Origin of the sequence: Microbulbifer sp. MLAF003, from assembly GCF_030012965.1 — a bacterium.
GTDB classification, from domain to species: Bacteria; Pseudomonadota; Gammaproteobacteria; order Pseudomonadales; family Cellvibrionaceae; genus Microbulbifer; species Microbulbifer variabilis.
Map to the genome: position 1 here is coordinate 2,887,906 of NZ_CP120232.1, position 20,291 is coordinate 2,908,196.

Genomic DNA, 20,291 nt, shown 5'->3' on the forward strand with positions numbered 1-20,291 from the left:
CATATTATTCATTAAAGTATGTAGTTTGCGTACCGCTTACTATCAAAATATTGGCTGCCGCTGTAGTGCTGGCTCCAGTAGTCAACCTGGGCGTTGGCGGCGTCGATCTGGGAGATCAGGGCAATATTAAACTCGGACAGTTGTGCTTCGCTGAGGCCTTCTACTGCGGTCAGGTAAACCTGAACTTCCGTGGCTCCGGATTTAGTCGCGGTAGTGGTGACATTGAGGTTAACCATTTCCTGTCCGGGCAGCTTTTTCACCAGGGCGGCTTTCAATGCAGTGCCACTATCAATATCCTGTGTGTCGCTGTGGGGGATGGTGAACTGGTGCTGTACGGCGGCGAGCAGGTGCCCTTCCAGACTACCGGTAACCGTAGCCAGCCCCCACGAGATTTAAATCAATTTATATCCGACAAACCGAAAATTTTACATGCTCAAGCGGCAATAACAATTCCTCTCCAGCTTTATCGGCAAGCAGATAGTCTAAAGGGGCGTTGTAGCCATAGCGCTCCCCATCCCAAGAAACAAATCTATCAAAAATTATTTGCCCTTCATCAGGCTTGACAATAGGATTGTCCTTTAAAAGGTTGTACGAATATTTTTCAATAAGAACTATAATTTTATGGGTTGGCTGAGCATCTGGCAACCAAACTCGACTACTTGCAACATTACAATCTGCTCCCTCTCCATAAACTTCAAGAAATTCTTTTCCTTGAAAACAAATCTGAGATTCAACTAAAATCTCCCAATTAGACTGAAGCCAGTCATTAATAAGTTCATCCTCCATAAAGTCACAAAGATTAGAGAGGTTTCTCTCTAGAAACAATCTGAAGAAATTCAGCAAATTATTAATATCAACACGCACTATTCTAATCTCCAAATTTCTCTAACAAACCTAACTCCTTCTGCGTAGGCAGCCTCTTTTTTCCTTTTGTGCCTGGAATAGCATTCTCGAACTTAGCCGGTTTAAAGCCCTTCTTTGCTCGTGGCTCAGGCAAGTCAATCTTCACCCTATCAGCAGAAATAATTTTAATACTGCCATCGCCTTGATTGATTTTTAGCTGAGGGTTTCCAGCTCGATTATGACCAGCGGTTATATTTGAAGTTTGATTAAGTGGGCCAAAGTCTCCTTCTGTATCATAGGATACCATTACCGCCCCTTCTCGTTGCAGCAACCCCCTCTTAAACAATCCTTTAATCCCTGGAAGCTCTGCGCCGGTAGCCTGCGAGATCACTTCGGATACTATCTCACGTGGCCCCAAAAATATAATGGCCGCAGCCGCTCCTCCGATAGCCCCTACCTGCTGAGCCTTGGAGGCTGCAACTTGTTGATTAATATTTCCCCCGCCAACAGGGAAAAAGCTGTAATTGCCTGCCGACCATCCGGATCAATAAACTTATAAGGATTCCCATTGGCATAAGCATACCGATTGAACATCATCGGATTGCTTTCTACATGGCCCAATACGCTTGCAGGGTCCATCTGCAGGAAGCGGCCCAGCGCCGGGTCATAGTAACGGGCACCCATATAGGTGAGGCCGGTGTCGTCATCCTGGACATGCCCGGTATAGCCCACAGCCGGGTTCTTGGCCTGCCCACTTGCGTGAATGGCGCCGTAAGGCATATAGGCTTTGCGCCACAGCAAGTCGCCGTCCTCATCAGAGGCGGCAACCACCGAGCCGAGGGCATCGGTGTGCAGGTAGGTGACGGTCACCTCCGCTTGCGATGTTACCGAAAAGGTCAGTAAGACAACTGCAGCCAGCAGGGTTCTGATTAATTGTTGCATCATGTTTTTCTCGCTTTCTTCCCTGCTAGCGGATCGCGGATACCTGAGTGCTCAGTGAGAGCGTATTGCCTTCGGTATCAAAATATTGGCTGCCGCTATAGTGCTGGCTCCAGTAGTCAGCCTGGGCGTTGGCGGCGTCGATCTGGGAGATCAGGGCAATATTAAACTCGGACAGTTGTGCTTCGTTGAGGCCCTCTACTGCGGTCAGGTAAACCTGAACTTCCGTGGCTCCGGATTCAGTCGCAGTAGTGGTGACATTGAGGTTAACCATTTCCTGTCCGGGCAGCTTTTTCACCAGGGCGGCTTTCAATGCAGTGCCGCTATCAATATCCAGTGTGTCGCTGTGGGGGATGGTGAACTGGTGCTGCACGGCGGCGAGCAGGTGCCCTTCCAGACTGCCGGTAACCTTAGCCAGCGCTTGGGGCGCCGGCCCAATGGATTCGGCACCGAGGCTCAAGTCGCCAAATTAGAGATACCTTCAGAACATCTTCTAATTCAGGGATATGCTTGAGCGTTCCTCTAAAGAGGAACGATTTTATAAAGCGCTAGGTCTTGGTGTGAGCACACCGTGACCTAGCTAATCACAACAACCTAGTTCAGAGGTTCTTATGACTAACGTGGATGATAAGTCAGGCAGCCGGCTCCGGCTGTCGTACTACCCCTTGGATTCAGATGAAAGGGCGTTGGCTACGGCAAGTTGGGTTTGATGTGGATACGCCGATCAAGATTAGAGCCATGGATGGGTGTTTGGTTTTGACAGTTGACTAAAAAATAAAGCCCGCGTGTGCGGGCTTTATTTAAAGTATTTCTTGAAGGTCTTCTTCTAAATCTTCAAGCGTCACATCTGGATTTAATACCGCTAGCTGATCAGCTATAATAGCCAATGAAGTAAAAACGTCTTTCAATACATTACTGTCGATGTTTTTTTCATAATAATCTCCAGCCCAGCCATGATAACCCGCAACACAATTCACCAAAAAACCCAGCAATGGATAAACCTTCAAGTTTTCTGGCGATGCAGCCCAAGCAGCCGCGCCACCTTCTCGCCCAAAAAGAAGCTAGCATTAGCAATACTAAATGCTGCCTCATTTTTAAAACTAGAAAAACTATTAGGTACAAGACTTAGAGACACTGACACATCAGACACTGACTCCTCAAAAAGTACTTTCCCAGTAACGCCAGCATCATTGAAATTAATAAAGTACTCTCCATCAGAGCCATTCCTCATTGATACTATCATTTCGCCTTGTTTTCCATCCCAATTACTATTGAAAGAAAAATATCTATATTCCCACTCAGGCATAATAATGGCGTCCACCAACGCCAAGCCTTGTGGTATTTTTTTACCGCATCAATTGACGGCAAATCATTAATATTCTGAATTGCGTTACTCACTTAGCCCCCTAAATATTAGACTTAGCTCTATTCACTTGTCGCGAAAGAATTTGTAGGCTCGAACTACAATTGGTTCTGCCACAACTTTTGGGCACCTTATGATCAAACTGCCATTCATTGGGGGCTGAGGATCTCTACTGCGGTCAGGTAAATCTGGGCCCCATTAGTTAGGCATAAAAAAGCACCAATATCGGGACTTTCGGCAAGAGATACCTATTTTATTCATTCCACCAACCCAAAGGCTCCCCGCTTACTGGATCATACACATTGGAATACTGCCACTGAGCACCAGGACTCTTCTCTACTGCAATTTCAAAAATTCCTTCAATAGCTTGGAACCCTACTGCTACAGGGATAGTTATCGAAATTAACCCTGCTGTAGTAGCGTCAATTCCTCCATTGAAGGGTTTTATAAGAGCTTCTATTTGCTCAGCTATACTTGCAGTAACCTTAACATTATCTGCCTCATTCTCTCCAAGGTAAAACTGTACACAAACGTTACCACCTCGCCTGACTATCTCAAATTTACCAGTTTCAGCGTTGGTAACTCTAATAATATCTCCCGAAGCCACTTCTGTCGCATATAGTGGGGAGCGAATAATTTCCCACTCGACATCACTAAGTCGTCGCGCAGGCACATATTCCCCTCCATGTGGGTCAGCATCGATAATCGCTAAAAGTACATGATCATGACTCATTTAATCTGTCCTCCCGTAAGGTGCGCCACAACTACCACGAGCGGCACATGTACGCTCAGCTTTTGGCGAACTTCCCGCACCTTGACTCAAGTTACATGCCGCTCCTTCACACCTCAAATTTCCATCTGAAAGGTCTCCCTCTTGGGAACGAGCCTTTATGTGACCAGTATGAATATTCGCCGGATTCTTCGTTGAATGGCCGCAAGTTGCGCATGTCCACGAATCATCTGGGTTTTGGTCTCGCTTCAGAATTCGCTGACGTGTAGCAGTGTCAACTTTCTTGCCAGCTGTAGGCCCATCAACCTTCGCAAACCTACCATCGGGGTTCCGAGGAGGTCCACTCTTTGTAACATCAGATCAGCAGAAAATTAGCTCAACTGATCAAACCTTAATGCATTCTTACCAGCCGGCTTATCATAACCAAGTGTCGGGTCAACAAATGACTCCTTACCCAATAACGCTTCAACTTGATTACGATCAACCGTAACAAAAAATGGTGATTCACCAAGATCCACTATATAGCCATCAAGCCCTTCAATCTGACGACTTGGTACCTCCTGGAACTTGGATTCCTGAAAATAGTCGACGTATGCCTTATTGAAATAGGTCAGCCAGAAGGCACCGATAAGCTCTGCTTGCAAGTCAACAGCATAACCCGTTGCTTTTCGTTTGCTTGCAATCGTATCCATAGAATCACAGATCGAATAAAAAGGCTCCAAGCATCGATTAACTTCTTCAAATCCATTACGAAGCATGGACAAACCTTCAGAGTCACCAGTGACTTTCTCAGGGAAATGAATAGACAGGCAATTAGGAAAAAATGTTGCATCTTTAAAGATTGATAAGCTGAGCTCAATCTTGGATTTACCAAATTTTCCGAATAGTTTTCGACTAGATTCTTCTTTACCAATCGCGCAAATATAATCAGCAGCGGACTCTATATCCTGAACCTTCTTTCTCATCGGATCATTGACATCCAAATGGGATAATTTTTGGCCAAATATTTTCTCGAGCTCACTGAGGAGTTTGATCCAAAGGGTTCTATCAAACAGATTAATTAGCGAATAAAAGGTCATCTGGATTTCATTCATTAAGGCGCTACCTTCTTATAATTCAGGTCTTATATTTATTGGATTCGTAGGATCTGCATTGGCTCGTTTCAATGGGCCTGACAATTTAGTATTTGGCCTCACAAAAACGTCAACCCTTCCACCAGGTCCTACAAGATCAACGTTATCCCTTAGCTGACGAGTAAAAGATTGCGATTTGACGTTCTTAACTTCTGTTAGGTGCAATGGGTTTCGCGTAGAGATGTTGGACGCGTTTACTTGATCAGGAATTCTATCACTACCATTAACAGCAAATTTTTGAGTATTCTTTCCAACTCCAGTGATTGCACTTGCGGCGGCTTCTCCCTCGCGCCCAAGCTGGCCTGGACTCTTTGTAACTGACTTTGCCCGATTTTTCTTTGCTTTAGAGCTGCCTTTTGCCTCCGGAAGCACAATACCCTGTGCTAAAAGCTCCTCTTCTGAGGTCCTAACACCCAACCCAACTAAAATTGCGCCCCCAAGGTTTGCAAAAGCACCTCCATCCCTATTTTTTGGTGCCTCTCTATCCGGATCGTAATCGGTACATGAACCACATTATTCATCAAAGTATGTAGTTCGCGTACCGCTTACGCAACGCGTAGGTTGTTCAGCCCGCTTATTTTTGCGGGCGAGGTTGCTCAAACTTGTTATACTATTTCACTGCCACACTGTGGGCAAAAGCCTTGAGTTGAGTTTTTTCCTAACTGCATTAACACTGCCCTAAGCTCATACTTACAAGATTCACACTCTATAGCCCTAGTGAATGATTGTGCCAATAGCCAAGCGATACAAAGAACTGTGACTGCAAAAAAACAATCCAGTTCTTTGGAAAACCCACCTCACTAATTAGAAACATAGAGCCAAGCGCGAGTGATGAGTAAACCACATATAAGCTTTTTGATTCGCCTCTTAAGGCTATGTTTCTCTTTTTTTCGTAACTCATTTTGCACTCATCTCGTATAACGTCGCCAGCAGCGACTGAGTGAAACGAGGTCCAGCGGTCTCAGAGAGCGATGCTGACTGGCCTGGTTATACCTTTTTTCCGATAAACTCAAAATTAACCCCCCACTCATTAACTGCGCGATCCAAGCCACCAACACAGTCTATTCCTGCCCCGACAGGGTTATTAATAGTCTCCGGTACGCACCGTGGCTGTGAGTGTTTCTTCCTTACATCCGGTTAGCAGGGTGAGTAAGGCCGATACGACAAAAAGCTTCGCGATGAGAGTTTCCCTTTCCCTACTTCCTTGAGGAAAGTAAAGCATTGTGAATTTCAAATGCTCAGCTCTTTGTACTCTTCGTAATAGCTAATCAGAAAATTTATATATACTATTCCCTGCTACAGGCAACATCTTTACGCCTTCGTCATACTTTAACTTTGCACCCTCTGTATATCTGTGAGATCTAATCTTTGCCTCTGCACCATTAATAGGATTCACTGCGATTGCACCACTTTTAGTTATCTTTTTCAGTCTAGATGCAACCCTATTGGCTATTGATATTTTAGTTTTGTCATCCGACATAAAGGACAAAGAAGACTCCTTTAGCCCTAAGTCAGATAAGTCCCCGATATCAAGTACAATGCTTCCAGGATTTTTATCTAAAAATCTATTAGGTGAAGTTGATCTGACATCAGGACTACTTACATTTAGGATCAATCGGAGATCTCCCTCTTCTAACTTCGAGGCGAGACCACTAAGAGTCAACTCACCTTCAACTATTTCTAACTTGAAAGGTTTGAGAGTCATCATAGTAATAATTAAACTAAACTCAGAACTTATGGTAACTATAAAGCTTAATAGTTCTTCAGTTGTAGCGTGAAATTGAATTGAAATAGATTTCATCTTAAATTTTAGTCATATTTTTGAAATGTTGTTGGCAGGCCAGCACCATTTAAATCATCTAATGCTTGTTGTTCACGTTTGATAGGCGAATCATCAGCTTTAGTTTTACCTACATTTGTACCACAAAGATTTCCTTCACAATCCTTATAAAGAATATCAGGACGCCGACCGCTCTTGTGTCCACCTGGAGTAGGTATCAATTTTTCTTTCAATTGTCCTCCACCGGCGAGGACGGTTCCACCTTCAGCTTCAATTTGCTCACCCACTTCTCTAATTTTTTTATTATGGGGTGCATTTGGATCTGTTTTAGGGCCTCGCTTTGCCCCTTTTTTTGCCTTGGAGCCACCTTTTGCCTTCGGAAGCACAATACCCTGTGCCAAAAGCTCATCATCTGAGGTCCTAACACCCAACCCGACTAAAATTGCGCCTCCTAGGTTCGCGGCATGACCTCCATCCCTATTTTTTGGTGCCTCTCCATCCGGATCAATAAACTTATAAGGATTCCCATTGGCATAAGCATACCGATTGAACATCATCGGGTTGCTTTCTACATTATCCAGTACTCCCGCCGGGTCCATCTGCAGGAAGCGGCCCAGCGCCGGGTCATAGTAGCGGGCCCCCATATAGGTAAGGCCGGTGTCGTCATCCTGGACATGGCCGGTATAGCCCACAGCCGGGTTCTTGGCCTGCCCATTCTCGTGAATGGCGCCGTAGGGCATATAGGCTTTGCGCCACAACAGGTCGCCGTCCTCATCAGAGGCGGCAACCACCGAGCCGAGGGCATCGGTGTGCAGGTAGGTGACGGTCACCTCTGCCTGCGATGTTACCGAAAAGGCCAGTAAGACAACGGCGGCCAGCAGGGTTCTGATTAATTGTTGCATCATGTTTTTCTCGCTTTCTTCCCTGCTAGCGGATTGCGGATACCTGAGTGCTCAGTGAGAGCGTATTGCCTTCGGTATCAAAATATTGGCTGCCACTGTAGTGCTGGCTCCAGTAGTCAGCCTGGGCGTTGGCGGCGTCGATCTGGGAGATCAGGGCAATATTAAACTCAGACAGTTGTACTTCGCTGAGGCCCTCTACTGCGGTCAGGTAAACCTGGACTTCCGTGGCTCCGGATTCAGTCGCAGTAGTGGTGACATTGAGGTTAACCATTTCCTGTCCGGGCAGCTTTTTCACCAGGGCGGCTTTCAATGCAGTGCCGCTATCAATATCCAGTGTGTCGCTGTGGGGGATGGTGAACTGGTGCTGTACGGCGGCGAGCAGGTGCCCTTCCAGGCTGCCGGTAACCGTAGCCAATGCTTGGGGCGCCGGCTCAATGGATTCGGCACCGAGGCTCAAGTCGCCGAAGGTTTTTGGAGTACCGAGGCCAGCGACTACTTCGAGCGTCACCACCTTATCGGTATCGAAGTAGCCCGGGGCGGATAGGGTCAACTCGGCGCTGCCACTGGCCAGTGTGGGGGCGGAAGCTGAAAGCGGGTCAACCAAGTCAATAGCCGCAAGCCAGAGGCCTGCGTTATCCAGCTGCTGCACTTCACTGGTGGGATCGGCATAAACCCGGAACACTTGGCGTACCTGTACGCTGTGCTCCGTATTAGCGGCGTCAGTGAGGGAAGCGCTCAGTTGCTCCGCGCGCAGGATGGCACTGCCGCTGGTGTCTCCACTTTCCCTCAGGTCGTCGGCAGACAGGGAGACAATCACGGTGTCTCCGGTACGCACCGTGGCTGTGAGTGCTTCTTCCTTACATCCGGTTAGCAGGGTGAGTAAGGCCGATACGATAAAAAATTTCGCAATTAGAGTTTTCATTTCCGTTTCCCTTTCCCTACTTCTTATTGGTTTTCTGGGCGCCCATGGCGAGGCGCTCAATAACAATGACGTCGCCAAGATCTATGCTGCCGTTGGCATTGACATCACCGTGTCCGGCTTTTAGTTGATCTTCGCTGGCCTGCTCCAGCCCCATAGCGATACGTTTCACGGTGATGATATCCACCAGATCCACCGTGCCGTCATTGTTGAGGTCGCCATGCAGGTAATTGGGGTCTGTTCCCCGGGCAAACTCTTCCAGGTTACTCATACCATCGCCGTCGCTATCAAGGCTGGCGTCAGCAGCACTGTTGGGGTTGAGTTTATGGGCAAGCTCGAAGGCATCGGGCATGCCGTCATTATCGGCATCGCCGGAGTTGGCCATTAGGGTTTGTGCAGATGCTGACATCTCTTCTGTAGCATCGGTGACGGTGATCACGCCATTGGTAACCGTGTGTGGGATCGTTTCACCACCGATAATGCCATCCGGTGTTGTTGCCAATGTGCTGATTACATCCAGGGCGGTCACTTCCAGGGTGACCTCTCCAGAATCCGCCAGCAAAACAAAGGGGATATTGGCAATGTTCACAAGACCCGTGGGGGTTGCCTCGGCAGTTTGCGAGGCGGTGATGACTAGCTTTTTAGTTTCTTGCAGTCCTTCCACATAGGCGGAGTGCACCCGGGCAAATTCCGTGCTGTCCCCGGCAGGTACGGTGAAGGACTCTACAATAGGCACTACCTGGCTGGAGTTGTAGGCAATCTCCACACGGATAGCGCCGAGCGCCGCATCGATTGAAAGATTGTCTTTGTCCATTGCCATAACACCGCTGAGGTTAACCTGTAACGGTATCGATACTATCGATTGTGGAACAGCATTCTGGTTGTTGCCAAGATTGACTGAGGCACTCCCTGTAAACGGAGATTGCTGCGCGATAGACGTTGCACTCAGGGAGAGCCCCAGACAGGCACCCAGTACTTGATTCCTTGTAAAAGTTCTCATTGAACAGGCTCCTCTGACAGTTCATTTGCAGTCTTGATACCTACCAGGAACTCCTTCAGGCGGGTCAGGTCCTCCTCGTTAATTTCCGGCGCCATAGATAAACTGTCGATACCGCCCTCTTTGTACAAGTCACACAAGGCGGGGTGGAAGGCGATTTTTCGTTGCAACTCCGCTAGTGGGTTGTTATCTACCACCCAGTTGAGCAGTAGCTGGTCGTACCCATTCACAGTGCCGTTCAAGTTGCAGTCTCCGAGTGCAGAGTTATTCAGGGGCACCGCTTGGCCTTTGCCACTATTGATCCCAATACCGCGGTAGACCGTATTGATCCCCTCAATCCCTCGGTAGAGGCGCACTTGAGCCGCCTCACCAAAATCACCACGCTGGACATCAGGCATTGAGCCCTCAATACGCAACAGGCCATTACCTGTTTCTGAATAAAGGTTATTGAGGTCGACAATTGCCTTGGGAGCCTCAATACCATCTCCAACAAAAGCACTCAGTGGATAGCGGGCACCCTCAACAGCAATAATTGCGAGATCACCGGTATTGCCTTGTTCGGTATCGATAATGACCTGATCATTAAGGTACAGTTGGGTGTTACCACTGGAAATATCCAACTCAGCATGCACTCCCCCTTTTGCGGTCTCGATGGTCAACGCCTCTGCTTCAATTCCCAGACAATAATCGGAGCCGGCATCGGGACAGACCGTTTCTTCACCGGAACTCTCAGAGGTTGCACTCGGCCTCAGGTAATAAGTGGCCTCAGGCTCTAATCCTTGCACTTCAAGCTTTACAATAAAACGACTCTTTGCTCCATTCACAATACCGGCAATGGAGTGTGAGCGGAATTGACCACTGATTGCCGGGTCCCCTGTATGCACAGGGAACTGAACAATTTCTATATCCGCAGCGGGTGCCGTAGCACCCTCATCGGTGAATACTGCCAGTGCTGGTGAAGCCTTTTCAGACGTAGTAAATATAATCGACAGCGAGCGGTCAGTGACATCCGCTATCATTAGATCTGATATTTCTGTAGTTGCTGCATGTCCAATCATTGGTGCCAATAAGCTGGCAACAACAAGCCCCTGGGCTTTACGCAGATGCAGAATAGACTTTTTCCTTTTCATTATTCTGTTACCTCAACTTTGAGTACTCGGGATTCCTCAAGAATTGTTTGGCCATTCCCATCCAAAAAGATGTGGGTAACCGTTAATTCATAATCTCCTGGGCTTGTTGATGGTGAAACAGATACATCAAATCCAACTACCCAGCTCAACTCCCCTTGAATAGGTGTTACTGTAAAGTCATTCGGAGCAATCGCAGCATTACTCCCACCCACACTGACCTGATATCCGCGCACCTCATAAAAACTAATCGGGTCAAACTGGAAAGATTCAGAGGTTGCAGCCGTATCGCCCGCAGGGATAACCAGGCCACCACCAGAGGACTGGGAACTCAGGTTTATCGTAATTTCATCTCTGGATTTCAACCCACCTTCACCAGTGGCTTCTACAGTAATCTGATTGGCGCCGTCCTCCAGAGTGATATCCGCACTGAAAGTGCCCTCACTGCCATTGGTCTGTTCAACTGTTGCGAACTGGCCATTGACTAGTACCGTTGCATTGAAGTCAGCAACCGTACCGCTAATCGTCACCTGTGGAGTAGTCACAGCTTCGCCATTGTAATGGGAGCCAATCACTACCGTCGGAGGACCTGCCTGGGGCAGCACAACATTGATGTCAATATTTCGAACAACACTGTATAGCTCTGAGGAGTCAGCACTCAGGAATTTCATGGTTACAGGCACTGAATAGCTCCCAGGAACAGCATCGGGTGAGGCATACACATCAAAATAGATTTCCGCAGTAGAATCACTGGAATTCAAAGAACGATGGGTAAAATTCACTCCTACACCAGTAGGTAAGGAGCTGGGAGTGAACTCAAAAGTATCGATTGAATTCATTATTGTAGAATCAATAGACAGTAATTCCTTACCGTCAATAGAAGTACCTAGCTCCACTATATTTTCATCAGAAACAGTCAGATCAACAGTGACGCTTTCAAACGCCTTAAGTTTGTCATTTTCATCTTTAAATAACATGGATATTGGGAAGGAATATACCCCTGGGCTCATATTATTTATAAGTGCCATTTCAACAGTAAAAACAGAACGTCCACCCGAAATAGATTCGTAGCCCCACCAAGGAAATTGTTCTAAGCCTGATGGAGTTTCATCTCCCATATAAACCGAAACCCTCGAGTTTCCACTCCTGACCTCTGCTGGAACAGTAAATTCATGACGGAAATAGGTTTTCCCGCCTTGTGAAAGAGTGATCTGTCTAGGTGCTTCATTACTTTGATTAATCAGGTTGAAGCTATGTACCGTCTCCTTCCCGTGTGTACCAGGGCCTTTTGCCACAATTTCGATCGTGTTGTTACCTTCGTGTAGGTCCCAATAGGGCACAATGAAGTCTTCACCGTCCAGCTTCACGTCCATACCATTAATAGTCAAACTGCCAACAGGGTTTTGAACTGTACCTCTAAGGGCTATTGGTAGGGCAGTCACAACCTCTCCCTCTGTATGAGAGGTGATGGTTATTACTGGTGCGGGTGGTGGAGTCAAGTTAATTGTGCGTGTTGCAACTGGCTGTAAATATCCCGGAGCATAAAACTCCATAAAGTTACTACCTTCACCCATAACAAGGCTATCCCACGAAAAAATAGATCCATTCTTTGCCGGGTAATAGACTTGATCATTCATATACATTACTAACTGATCAATTTCAGCTGGCGCTTGAATGACAATAACAGGAACAGCATTAACAACCTCTCCCTCTGTATGCGAAGTTACTTCCACAGGGGGGCATCAGCTGTATCAACGGTTAAAGTGTAGGTTTTATTTGTACTTAAGCCATTTAACCCAAGCACCTCCACGTTGATATTATTAGTACCTTCATTGAGCTCAACGATAGCGGAGTAGGTGCGATCCCTAAATGGAACACTGCGTATTTCTTCCATTTTTGCTAAAACACCATTTATTTTAACAGTGGCAGCAGAATCATTACTCACGCGAATAGAAATACCTGCCCTTGATTCGGGTATAACATCCCCTTCCTCGTGTGAATACAATTCAACTTCCGGAGCATCTAGACTCTCTAAAGCAGTTAATTTAATGGGGATATGCATATATGGCTTAAAGCCACCCATACCACCACCTGAGTCCCAGTCAATATAGAATTCATAGACTCCGGAAACAGTGGGCCGGCTTGACCAATCATAATAATCATAAAACACAAGCCCGTATTTATGTTTTAAAGTTTTATATATTTTGCCATTGGAAACATTTAGGCTTACCTTATCCCCATAAGTCGTAACAAAAGATGGAGCACCTTTTAGCTCTATATCTCCGGCAGAGATATGCCCTATATTTAAAGCAGCAGGAAAATTTTGAGTTTGATTATCATCGCTTCCATATACCCTATCAGGCCCCATCGTAATCTCGGTAACACGAGGAGTGAAATTGACCGTCTTAACTTTTGTGAGATCCGGATTCTCTCCAATAGCTTCAACAGTAACTGAGCCAGAGGATAAATCCGTATTATGTGAATAATATCCACCTTCAAAAAACGCAGGGGTCTCACCATTGACACGAATTTCTTTGACGGAATGACTGTAACTGCCTGAAACCAAGCCAAAAGAATAGAAAATATCTTCACTTTCTACTGGAGAATCAATCGTAAATTCTGGTGCAGATGTGGCAACTGGAACCTCATAATCAAGCAGATAATATACTGAGTAAGCGTAACCACCGATACTGGTATAAAAATCAACTTTGACTTCTTTTTCATAAGTTCCTGAAAGAGCATTTAGAACGTCAACATCAATTGACACACCAACTTGATTTCCAGAAATTACCGGCTCAGAGCTAGTTGCAGTAATATTACTCTCTACTCCACCAGTAACGTTAACATTAAAAAATATATCGTAAGAATCAAGATACCCAATTCTTGACTCCTCAAAGACAAAGCTTGGTAACGCTTGAGTTACCAAGCCGGGATTTAGCGTATTGATTTTAAACCTCTGCACATCAAGATTGACTGTTTTAGTATCAATAAGCTGTCCATGGCTAAAAGCTTCGATCGTTATTGTATGTTGTCCAGGATCAAGGTTTAGTCGCTCCTTATAATTGTCATAATCACAAATAGGCTCAAAATTGCGCGAATAACAATAATAACCATATCTAAACGTGTCACCCCTCAATATAGTAGCGCGGCCATTAACCAGAACCTCATCAATGATTGGGTCTATTTTCCCAAGAATTATGGGGTCTTTCTGGTATATCACCTGACCATCGACATGGGATGTAACTTCCAAAGCTACAGGCTCTTGGACATCTATCGATATGACAGATCTACTGATCAGGTTATCTCTATTGACAACCACAATCTCAATATTATGCATACCTGAAGTTAAAATAAGTTCAGCAGTAAAGATACCGCCTGAAACTGTAGCCTTTACACCATTAACTGTAACTGATGAAAGATTATCAGATACAGTGCCACTGATTGTAATCAGTGATTTTAGTTCTCCATCAATCCGTACTGGAGATCCTTTAACCTCTGCATTGTTACTATGAGATGTAACTGTATGCTCTGTAAAATCTGTAGGAGAAGCAATATCCCCCAGAGCTGAGTTCGCATAGATAACATATGCTTCGGTATTTCTCAGAGGGAAGTCTATTCCTGTGGGGGCGCCATTGTGCCAAGTCGCTGATTCATACTTTCCTGTGAAAGTATTATAGCGCTGGACACTACTTACGGAACTTTCACCACCAAGGTGCTCAAGTAAATCATATGCACTAAATCCACCAGCAATACACGAAAAACCAATCAGGTTAAATCCTTGCTGAATCTGGATTCCTGGGCAAACAATGTCTCTATCGAAAGATTGCTGAACCTCTTGCAGTAAATGAACAACATAGCCTTCTCCAGATTGAATAGCAAAGTCCTCACCTTGAGCTGTACCGGATAAATATTGAGCCGTACTAAAGGTATTCAGCTCTGGATCGAACCTCTCAATTCTCTGAACAACAACACTTCCACCAAGGTCCTGCATCCAATCAAATGCACTATATCCTTGGGGAACCTCAAAAGGTTGATGTATAAAGTTTACTCCTGCTTTCAGGTGTACCTCACTAACATACGGATTAGACCCTGCAGTAACTTCCTTTGAATTACTGGTACCGTCAAAGTCGTGATCCTCATCACCATCTAGAATGCCATCGCCATCAGAGTCCGGGAGAATAGTACCCCCACCAACGGCTACCTCATCATTATCGTTAATTCCATCGGCATCAGTATCAGCTAAAACAGGAGAAGTACCAGCAAAATACTCCTCAAGATTAGTGATCGAGTCTCCATCGCTATCGATAGTAGCATCAGAACTATTTTGTGGGTTTAGTCCAAACAGGTATTCAATACAATCTGGTATTTTGTCAGAATCGGAATCCACTCCTGGGGCATACACTACAGCACCATTGCGGCACTGATTTCCTGAGCTAAACCGATCTCTTCCAAACATTGGCCAGGATGAGGTCGATAATCCCCCATTATTATCAATAAACGCTTGAAGTCGGCTACTACGATCCCCTATATATATTGTCCCATCGATATCTATAGTCGGAGGGGCTAAGTATAAATAACCATAAGGGTATCGCCACTTTTGGGTTCCATCGCTATTTATTGCATATAAGTAGCCACTGGCAGCACCTACATATACTGTACCATCTTCTGCAATGGCAGGAGTGAATGGTGTACCCAGAGGATCGAATACCCATAATAATTGGCCTGCACGATCAAGAGCGACAAGCTCTCCATCTGCTGTGCCAGAGTAGACAGTATCATTTTTTCCTAAGACAACAGACCAGCGCTGTGAATAGGGTGTAGTCTCACCAGTATAAAACTTCCATCTATAGTCCCCATTTTTAGTCACTGAGTAGACAAACCCATCATCTGCATAAAAGAACAGGTCCCCATTCTGTCCAATTGCTGGGGAAGACTTAACATTCCCACTAGCCAGATAACGCCATTTCAGTTCACCCTCTGATGAAACTGCGATTAGATAAGGTAATCCTGAATCCAGGGCACCAATATAAATGGTGCCATCTGCTCCAATTGCCGGAGAAGATAAATAGCCAACGTCGCCCGGAGTCCTGTATATCCATTTAAGGCTGCCATCTTCGTTTAAGGCATATAGATTTTCATCGTAAGAAGCAACATAAATTGTTCCATCTGAAGCGATACTAGGGGACGTTTCTATGTCTCCATAGGTCTGATAGTGCCACTTCTCCGTTCCATCAGGATTAACGGCATATAGTTTACCGTCATCGGAACCTACATAAATAGTGCCATCCAGCCCTATTGCAGGAGTGGATAGGATTCTGTTTTCAGCCTTAAACTTCCACCTTTCTTCGCCATTAGGGTATAAGGAATATAAATAGCCCTCTCTAGTGCCAACATACAAATTACCATCAAAATCAACACTCATGGCCTTATCAATAGCGCCCAGAGTATCTGTAAACCAAGCCAGCTTTCCATCTGTAGGCTGATTCGTACTAACACCTAGATCAGAATTCCCTAAGCTTTCCTGCCTGTTACTATATCCATCGCCATCAAGATCTAATACACCGTCCAATGCATCCAAAGGGTTAAGACCGAATTGATTTTCATCCAGGTCATTAACTCCATCCCTATCCAGATCAGCAAGAGTTGGATTCAATCCATTAACTATTTCGACACTATCATCAATACCATCACCATCACTATCCGCTAAAAGGGGATCAGTATTATGCTGGTTAACTTCATCACCATCGGAGATACCGTCACCATCACTATCACTCTTAGAGATAAATAATCCACTGGCGATTTCAGTGGCATTGTCAAGCCCATCATTATCAGTATCTAAGGTCGCATCTAGGGGGTCGTTAGGGTTAAGTCCAAACTGTATTTCTAAACAGTCAGAAATTGTATCCGAGTCAGAATCCAGTCCCTTTTCAATTGTCTGATCCACTGACTGAGCGACAAGATAACTACCTAAACGAATGTAGTTCGTGTAGGAGCACTCTGAAAACGCCTCCTCAAAAAGTAAGCCTTCTGACTGAACATAAAGACTATATTTAGTATTGTGAGTACCTTTTAAATTCTCATAATATCTTTGACCATTACCATCATAAAAATAGTTTTTTATAGTATTATTAGCTTCTACCTCAATAAGCCTGGAAGCTTCATCGTACCTGTAAGCAGATGGATGGAATGACTCAACATAACCATCAGCATTTAAACCATACTTGGTATTTTTTATAACATTCCCGAAAATATCATAATCCAGTACGTTCACCGCTGTATCATTTCTAGTGTTTTTGAGTTTGCCCCAGTGGTAAGCGTAATCTGTCAATAAATTTTTAATGTTCTTATAGTAAATATCACCCGTTTCAGTGTAACCATAACTTGCCTCCCCCATGCACCGCTAGCAGAAATCAATCTATTGAGGTCGTCATAAGCAGTACTAATATTTTTAGAGTTATCGATCTTATCAACAATAGATAGAACATTACCAACTTCATCGTAGCCATACTCTAAATCAACTAACCCATCTACCAATAGAGCTTCAGGGAAAAGACGTTCATTTAAAGTGAAATTAGTAGACTTTCCATTTCCGTAAGTGAATGATTCTATTTGGCCAGAAGGGTAATATTGTACATTATGCGCATACGAACCTGCTTTTGACGGCCGACCAAACGCATCGGGCATATAATCCACATAAAGATCATTGGGGTATGTGATACCATCTAGATTATCCAAATCATCGTAATCGTACTTGAAAACATATTCTCGGGATATGCTAGAATCAACCTTTAGGATTTCTTTAACTAGATTATCATTATCATCATACTCCAAATCCCACAAAGAGACTCCTGATGACACCTGGGTTATTTTCCCATTATTGTCATAAACAAAGCTGGTATCGTCGGCACCATCAGGGTAATCAATTGTCTTCAGTCGATAAAGATTGTCATACCTATAGAAAACAGGATCATTATCCTCTACTTGTGATGAGATAAGATTTCCAACGTCGTCATAAGTATATTTGGTAATACCTGAAGTATGTTGATCAGTACCTATCTCAGGATCAAATTTCTTCTCTAGAAGAAATTTATCATTGTATATATAATTCCTTTCCCATGCCCCACTGCCTGAATATTTAAACTGTCTAATTTGAACAGGTTGCCCTATTAAATTTCGGGTGAATACGGTGCCGATATCCTCTGGTTGCTGAATCTCACGAATCCAGGATTCATCCAAGCCAACATTTTGATATATAATTTTAGTTACTTTTCCACGCTCGTCAGTAATAGTAACAGTTTCATCTTTGTAAGAAAGGGTTTTATAGCTGTCATCTACATTGGTTTCTTTAATCAAGCGTCCAATGATATCGTATTCATAATTAATGCCCCCGACTTCAATTTCAGCGTATGGAATTGACTGATATGTTTTTCTACCAAAAACATCGTATTCGGAGCGAGTAGATATTACCTCCATTGAAGAAATATCAATTCGATCGGTTTTGATCAACCTTCCAATATTGTCGAAATAATCAACTTGCTTGTAATTTCCGCGCTCAAGAGTGCGGGCATTATCTTCATAGGATATGGTAATATCTTCATGAATTGGAAAATCAACACTCTTAATTCTATCTGCAAAATCGTAAACATATGAAGTGAGCCGACCTTCGGCATCCGTTACCGAACCAATCGTACCGCTATCATTAACAGTTCTTAAAACTGTAACATTTTCCGGATGCTCCTCTTTCTGTGCAATACCACGTTTATACTCAGAAAAAGTTACGACATTGTTATTTGCATCTGTAATACTCTCAATATCACCATCATTGGTATATTCGTATTGAGTAATAACACCATTAACCGTTTCTGATTTTACTTCACCACGATAGAAGGTTCTTGAAGTAGTGGAGGTCTGATCTCCCATCTTTACTACTTCTTCCTTAACTTTCCCGAGAATCCACCTCCCAGTATCATTATCATAATCTAGAGTGGAAGTACGAAATTTTTCTCCATCAGCTAAATTTGAAAACTCCTTTATTGTTCTTGGATTGCCGAATTGATCATGATCAAAAAAGAAAATAGCTCTAGAGCCATTCTCACCATCATAACTTTCACTTACACTTTTCAAAATTGGAACATAGGTAGCATCATCAATATGGCCTTTGGTTCCAGTAAGCCCATGTGAGAAATCTTCATAAGAAATTATTCGTCCTTCAGACTTCCATGAGTTAAGCTTACGATAAATCAAATCACCTTGTTTGTTATATTTTTTCTCGCTTATACGTAGACCTATAAGATGTGCTTTCCAATAATAAACAGTGAAACCCCAAAAATTGTAACTAGTTCCATAATGAGTGTATACCGTTTTTCCATCAGGTCCCTTTACCGTTGTTTTATCTAGGTAGTTAATTCCGCTAGCCCCATCTGAAGCAGTCGAATTTTCTGGTTCACTATAAGGCTTAAATTCGTATACCCACTGAGCACTCCCCCCATCAATATCCGATAAAGTCTTAGTGGCTATCGCTGTAGTGCCTGGACCAAAGTCGAGGCCCCAGGGCATATCAAAGGCTATTCTTTGATATGTATATGAAATTTTAGCGCCATCAGGATACTTAACACTTTTTATGGCAAACTGCCCCACGCCTCTTTTATCGTCATCATCCTCTGGGGGCGGCACTTCATTATCATAATAGGAATATACCCAGGACTTCTTATCTGGCCTTGTCACTTTTACCAGGTTATATGCTGTAAAAGGATAATCCGGCGACACAGGGTCAAATTTGTAATAAACTTTCAATCCTTTGGCGGAGATGCTTTTTAAAAGCTGTATGCCATTAGGTGATTTTTCATATTGATAAGAAGCTACCAGACCATCTTCACTTCTATAAATATTTTTAATGTAGCTGGCTCCAGTTGAGCCTTTTTCATATTCAATGCTAATCCAATTACCATGTACATCTACGATTTTTGTCGTAAACCAGCTTGACTCACCCTGAAATGTATCCAGATAATCCATGGTATATTTCTTACCATCAGGTGCTGTCACCAATATTCCATTTGCATCATCTATACATTCCGCACGCCAATTGCTTTTTGTTATTAAGCTGCCATCAGCTTGCATTGAATTTAAAACAAGTACTTCTCGCCCTCCATCCGCATGCTCTAATGATGGATTATCTCTCGTGCTAAGATCAAAAGAGGCTTGGGAACACACCCTATCGACATAATTATAGGGGACAACAATTCTGCCGAAATGCATGGTCCATCCCACACCATAGGCTGTACGAAGAGGAGTACTATAAGTCTGCGGGCTGTTATACACTCTATTGATATTGACATCCATGCCTCCATTACCTGGAATATGGATATCCGTATACTTTAGCTGAATACCTCCAGAAAACACATCTATATGTTCATTAAAATGATCATTAACGGTTTCTTTAAAAGGATTTAAACCCGGTTCTGCATAGTAATCCCTGATTTCCTCTGCATAAGAAGAAATGGATATTAAAAGAAAACTTAACAATAGAAAATGGCGCGAAATACTCATTCGAAATCCTGT

General features: G+C 44.2%; 19 protein-coding genes. 1 reads left to right on the forward strand and 18 read right to left on the reverse strand.

Annotated features, from left to right (window positions below):
* Positions 1 to 11: 11 nt before the first annotated feature.
* The 5 genes from P3339_RS13750 to P3339_RS13770 form a co-directional block, all read right to left on the reverse strand.
* The gene (locus P3339_RS13750; protein ID WP_282950850.1) at positions 12 to 275 is read right to left on the reverse strand and encodes a hypothetical protein; all 264 of its coding nucleotides are present in this window, start codon (positions 273 to 275) and stop codon (positions 12 to 14) included.
* Positions 276 to 402: 127 nt separating this feature from the next.
* Positions 403 to 864 carry a hypothetical protein gene (locus P3339_RS13755; protein WP_282950851.1) on the reverse strand — a complete coding sequence of 154 codons (462 nt, stop codon included), beginning with the start codon at positions 862 to 864 and terminating at the stop codon, positions 403 to 405.
* Positions 865 to 868: 4 nt separating this feature from the next.
* Positions 869 to 1,150, reverse strand: a complete 282-nt coding sequence (locus tag P3339_RS13760) for a hypothetical protein (protein ID WP_282950852.1) — start codon at positions 1,148 to 1,150, stop codon at positions 869 to 871.
* 146 nt (positions 1,151 to 1,296) lie between these two features.
* A complete protein-coding gene (locus P3339_RS13765) occupies positions 1,297 to 1,788 on the reverse strand; it encodes an RHS repeat-associated core domain-containing protein (protein ID WP_282950853.1) in 492 nt (163 codons plus the stop codon).
* 22 nt (positions 1,789 to 1,810) lie between these two features.
* Positions 1,811 to 2,242: a hypothetical protein gene (locus P3339_RS13770; RefSeq protein WP_282950854.1), complete on the reverse strand. Its 432-nt coding sequence runs from the start codon at positions 2,240 to 2,242 to the stop codon at positions 1,811 to 1,813.
* Positions 2,243 to 2,406: 164 nt separating this feature from the next.
* Here P3339_RS13770 and P3339_RS23540 point away from each other — a divergent pair, with 164 nt between their 5' ends.
* Positions 2,407 to 2,553, forward strand: coding sequence for a SymE family type I addiction module toxin (locus P3339_RS23540; protein ID WP_353056831.1), 147 nt, complete (start codon positions 2,407 to 2,409; stop codon positions 2,551 to 2,553).
* A gap of 29 nt (positions 2,554 to 2,582) precedes the next feature.
* On the opposite strand, the gene P3339_RS13775 is transcribed toward P3339_RS23540, so the two are convergent.
* The 13 genes from P3339_RS13775 to P3339_RS13835 all read right to left on the reverse strand — a co-directional run bounded on the left by P3339_RS13775 (position 2,583) and on the right by P3339_RS13835 (position 20,279).
* Positions 2,583 to 2,774: a hypothetical protein gene (locus tag P3339_RS13775; protein WP_282950855.1), complete on the reverse strand. Its 192-nt coding sequence runs from the start codon at positions 2,772 to 2,774 to the stop codon at positions 2,583 to 2,585.
* A gap of 11 nt (positions 2,775 to 2,785) precedes the next feature.
* Positions 2,786 to 3,103: a hypothetical protein gene (locus P3339_RS13780; protein ID WP_282950856.1), complete on the reverse strand. Its 318-nt coding sequence runs from the start codon at positions 3,101 to 3,103 to the stop codon at positions 2,786 to 2,788.
* 295 nt (positions 3,104 to 3,398) lie between these two features.
* Positions 3,399 to 3,878, reverse strand: a complete 480-nt coding sequence (locus P3339_RS13785; protein WP_282950857.1) for a DUF4265 domain-containing protein — start codon at positions 3,876 to 3,878, stop codon at positions 3,399 to 3,401.
* A gap of 368 nt (positions 3,879 to 4,246) precedes the next feature.
* The gene (locus P3339_RS13790) at positions 4,247 to 4,969 is read right to left on the reverse strand and encodes a hypothetical protein (RefSeq protein ID WP_282950858.1); all 723 of its coding nucleotides are present in this window, start codon (positions 4,967 to 4,969) and stop codon (positions 4,247 to 4,249) included.
* 15 nt (positions 4,970 to 4,984) lie between these two features.
* On the reverse strand, positions 4,985 to 5,425 hold the full coding sequence (locus P3339_RS13795) for a putative toxin (RefSeq protein ID WP_282950859.1): 441 nt from the start codon (positions 5,423 to 5,425) through the stop codon (positions 4,985 to 4,987).
* Positions 5,426 to 6,272: 847 nt separating this feature from the next.
* Complete coding sequence (locus P3339_RS13800; protein ID WP_282950860.1) at positions 6,273 to 6,809, reverse strand: hypothetical protein; 537 nt, start codon at positions 6,807 to 6,809, stop codon at positions 6,273 to 6,275.
* Between the two features lie 8 nt (positions 6,810 to 6,817).
* A complete protein-coding gene (locus P3339_RS13805; RefSeq protein ID WP_282950861.1) occupies positions 6,818 to 7,693 on the reverse strand; it encodes an RHS repeat domain-containing protein in 876 nt (291 codons plus the stop codon).
* A gap of 22 nt (positions 7,694 to 7,715) precedes the next feature.
* A complete protein-coding gene (locus tag P3339_RS13810) occupies positions 7,716 to 8,612 on the reverse strand; it encodes a hypothetical protein (protein WP_282950862.1) in 897 nt (298 codons plus the stop codon).
* A gap of 16 nt (positions 8,613 to 8,628) precedes the next feature.
* Positions 8,629 to 9,609 (reverse strand): dockerin type I repeat-containing protein, encoded by a 981-nt coding sequence (locus tag P3339_RS13815; RefSeq protein ID WP_282950863.1) that lies wholly within the window; start codon positions 9,607 to 9,609, stop codon positions 8,629 to 8,631.
* Entirely contained in the window at positions 9,606 to 10,736 is a 1,131-nt protein-coding gene (locus tag P3339_RS13820; protein WP_282950864.1) for a hypothetical protein, read from the reverse strand. The genes P3339_RS13815 and P3339_RS13820 overlap by 4 nt, the downstream gene beginning before the upstream one ends.
* Complete coding sequence (locus P3339_RS13825) at positions 10,736 to 12,466, reverse strand: hypothetical protein (RefSeq protein ID WP_282950865.1); 1,731 nt, start codon at positions 12,464 to 12,466, stop codon at positions 10,736 to 10,738. Before P3339_RS13825 ends, P3339_RS13820 begins: the two co-directional genes overlap by 1 nt.
* A complete protein-coding gene (locus P3339_RS13830; protein WP_282950866.1) occupies positions 12,457 to 17,127 on the reverse strand; it encodes an outer membrane protein assembly factor BamB family protein in 4,671 nt (1,556 codons plus the stop codon). Before P3339_RS13830 ends, P3339_RS13825 begins: the two co-directional genes overlap by 10 nt.
* Positions 17,058 to 20,279, reverse strand: a complete 3,222-nt coding sequence (locus P3339_RS13835; protein ID WP_282950867.1) for a DUF6443 domain-containing protein — start codon at positions 20,277 to 20,279, stop codon at positions 17,058 to 17,060. Before P3339_RS13835 ends, P3339_RS13830 begins: the two co-directional genes overlap by 70 nt.
* Positions 20,280 to 20,291: the final 12 nt, after the last annotated feature.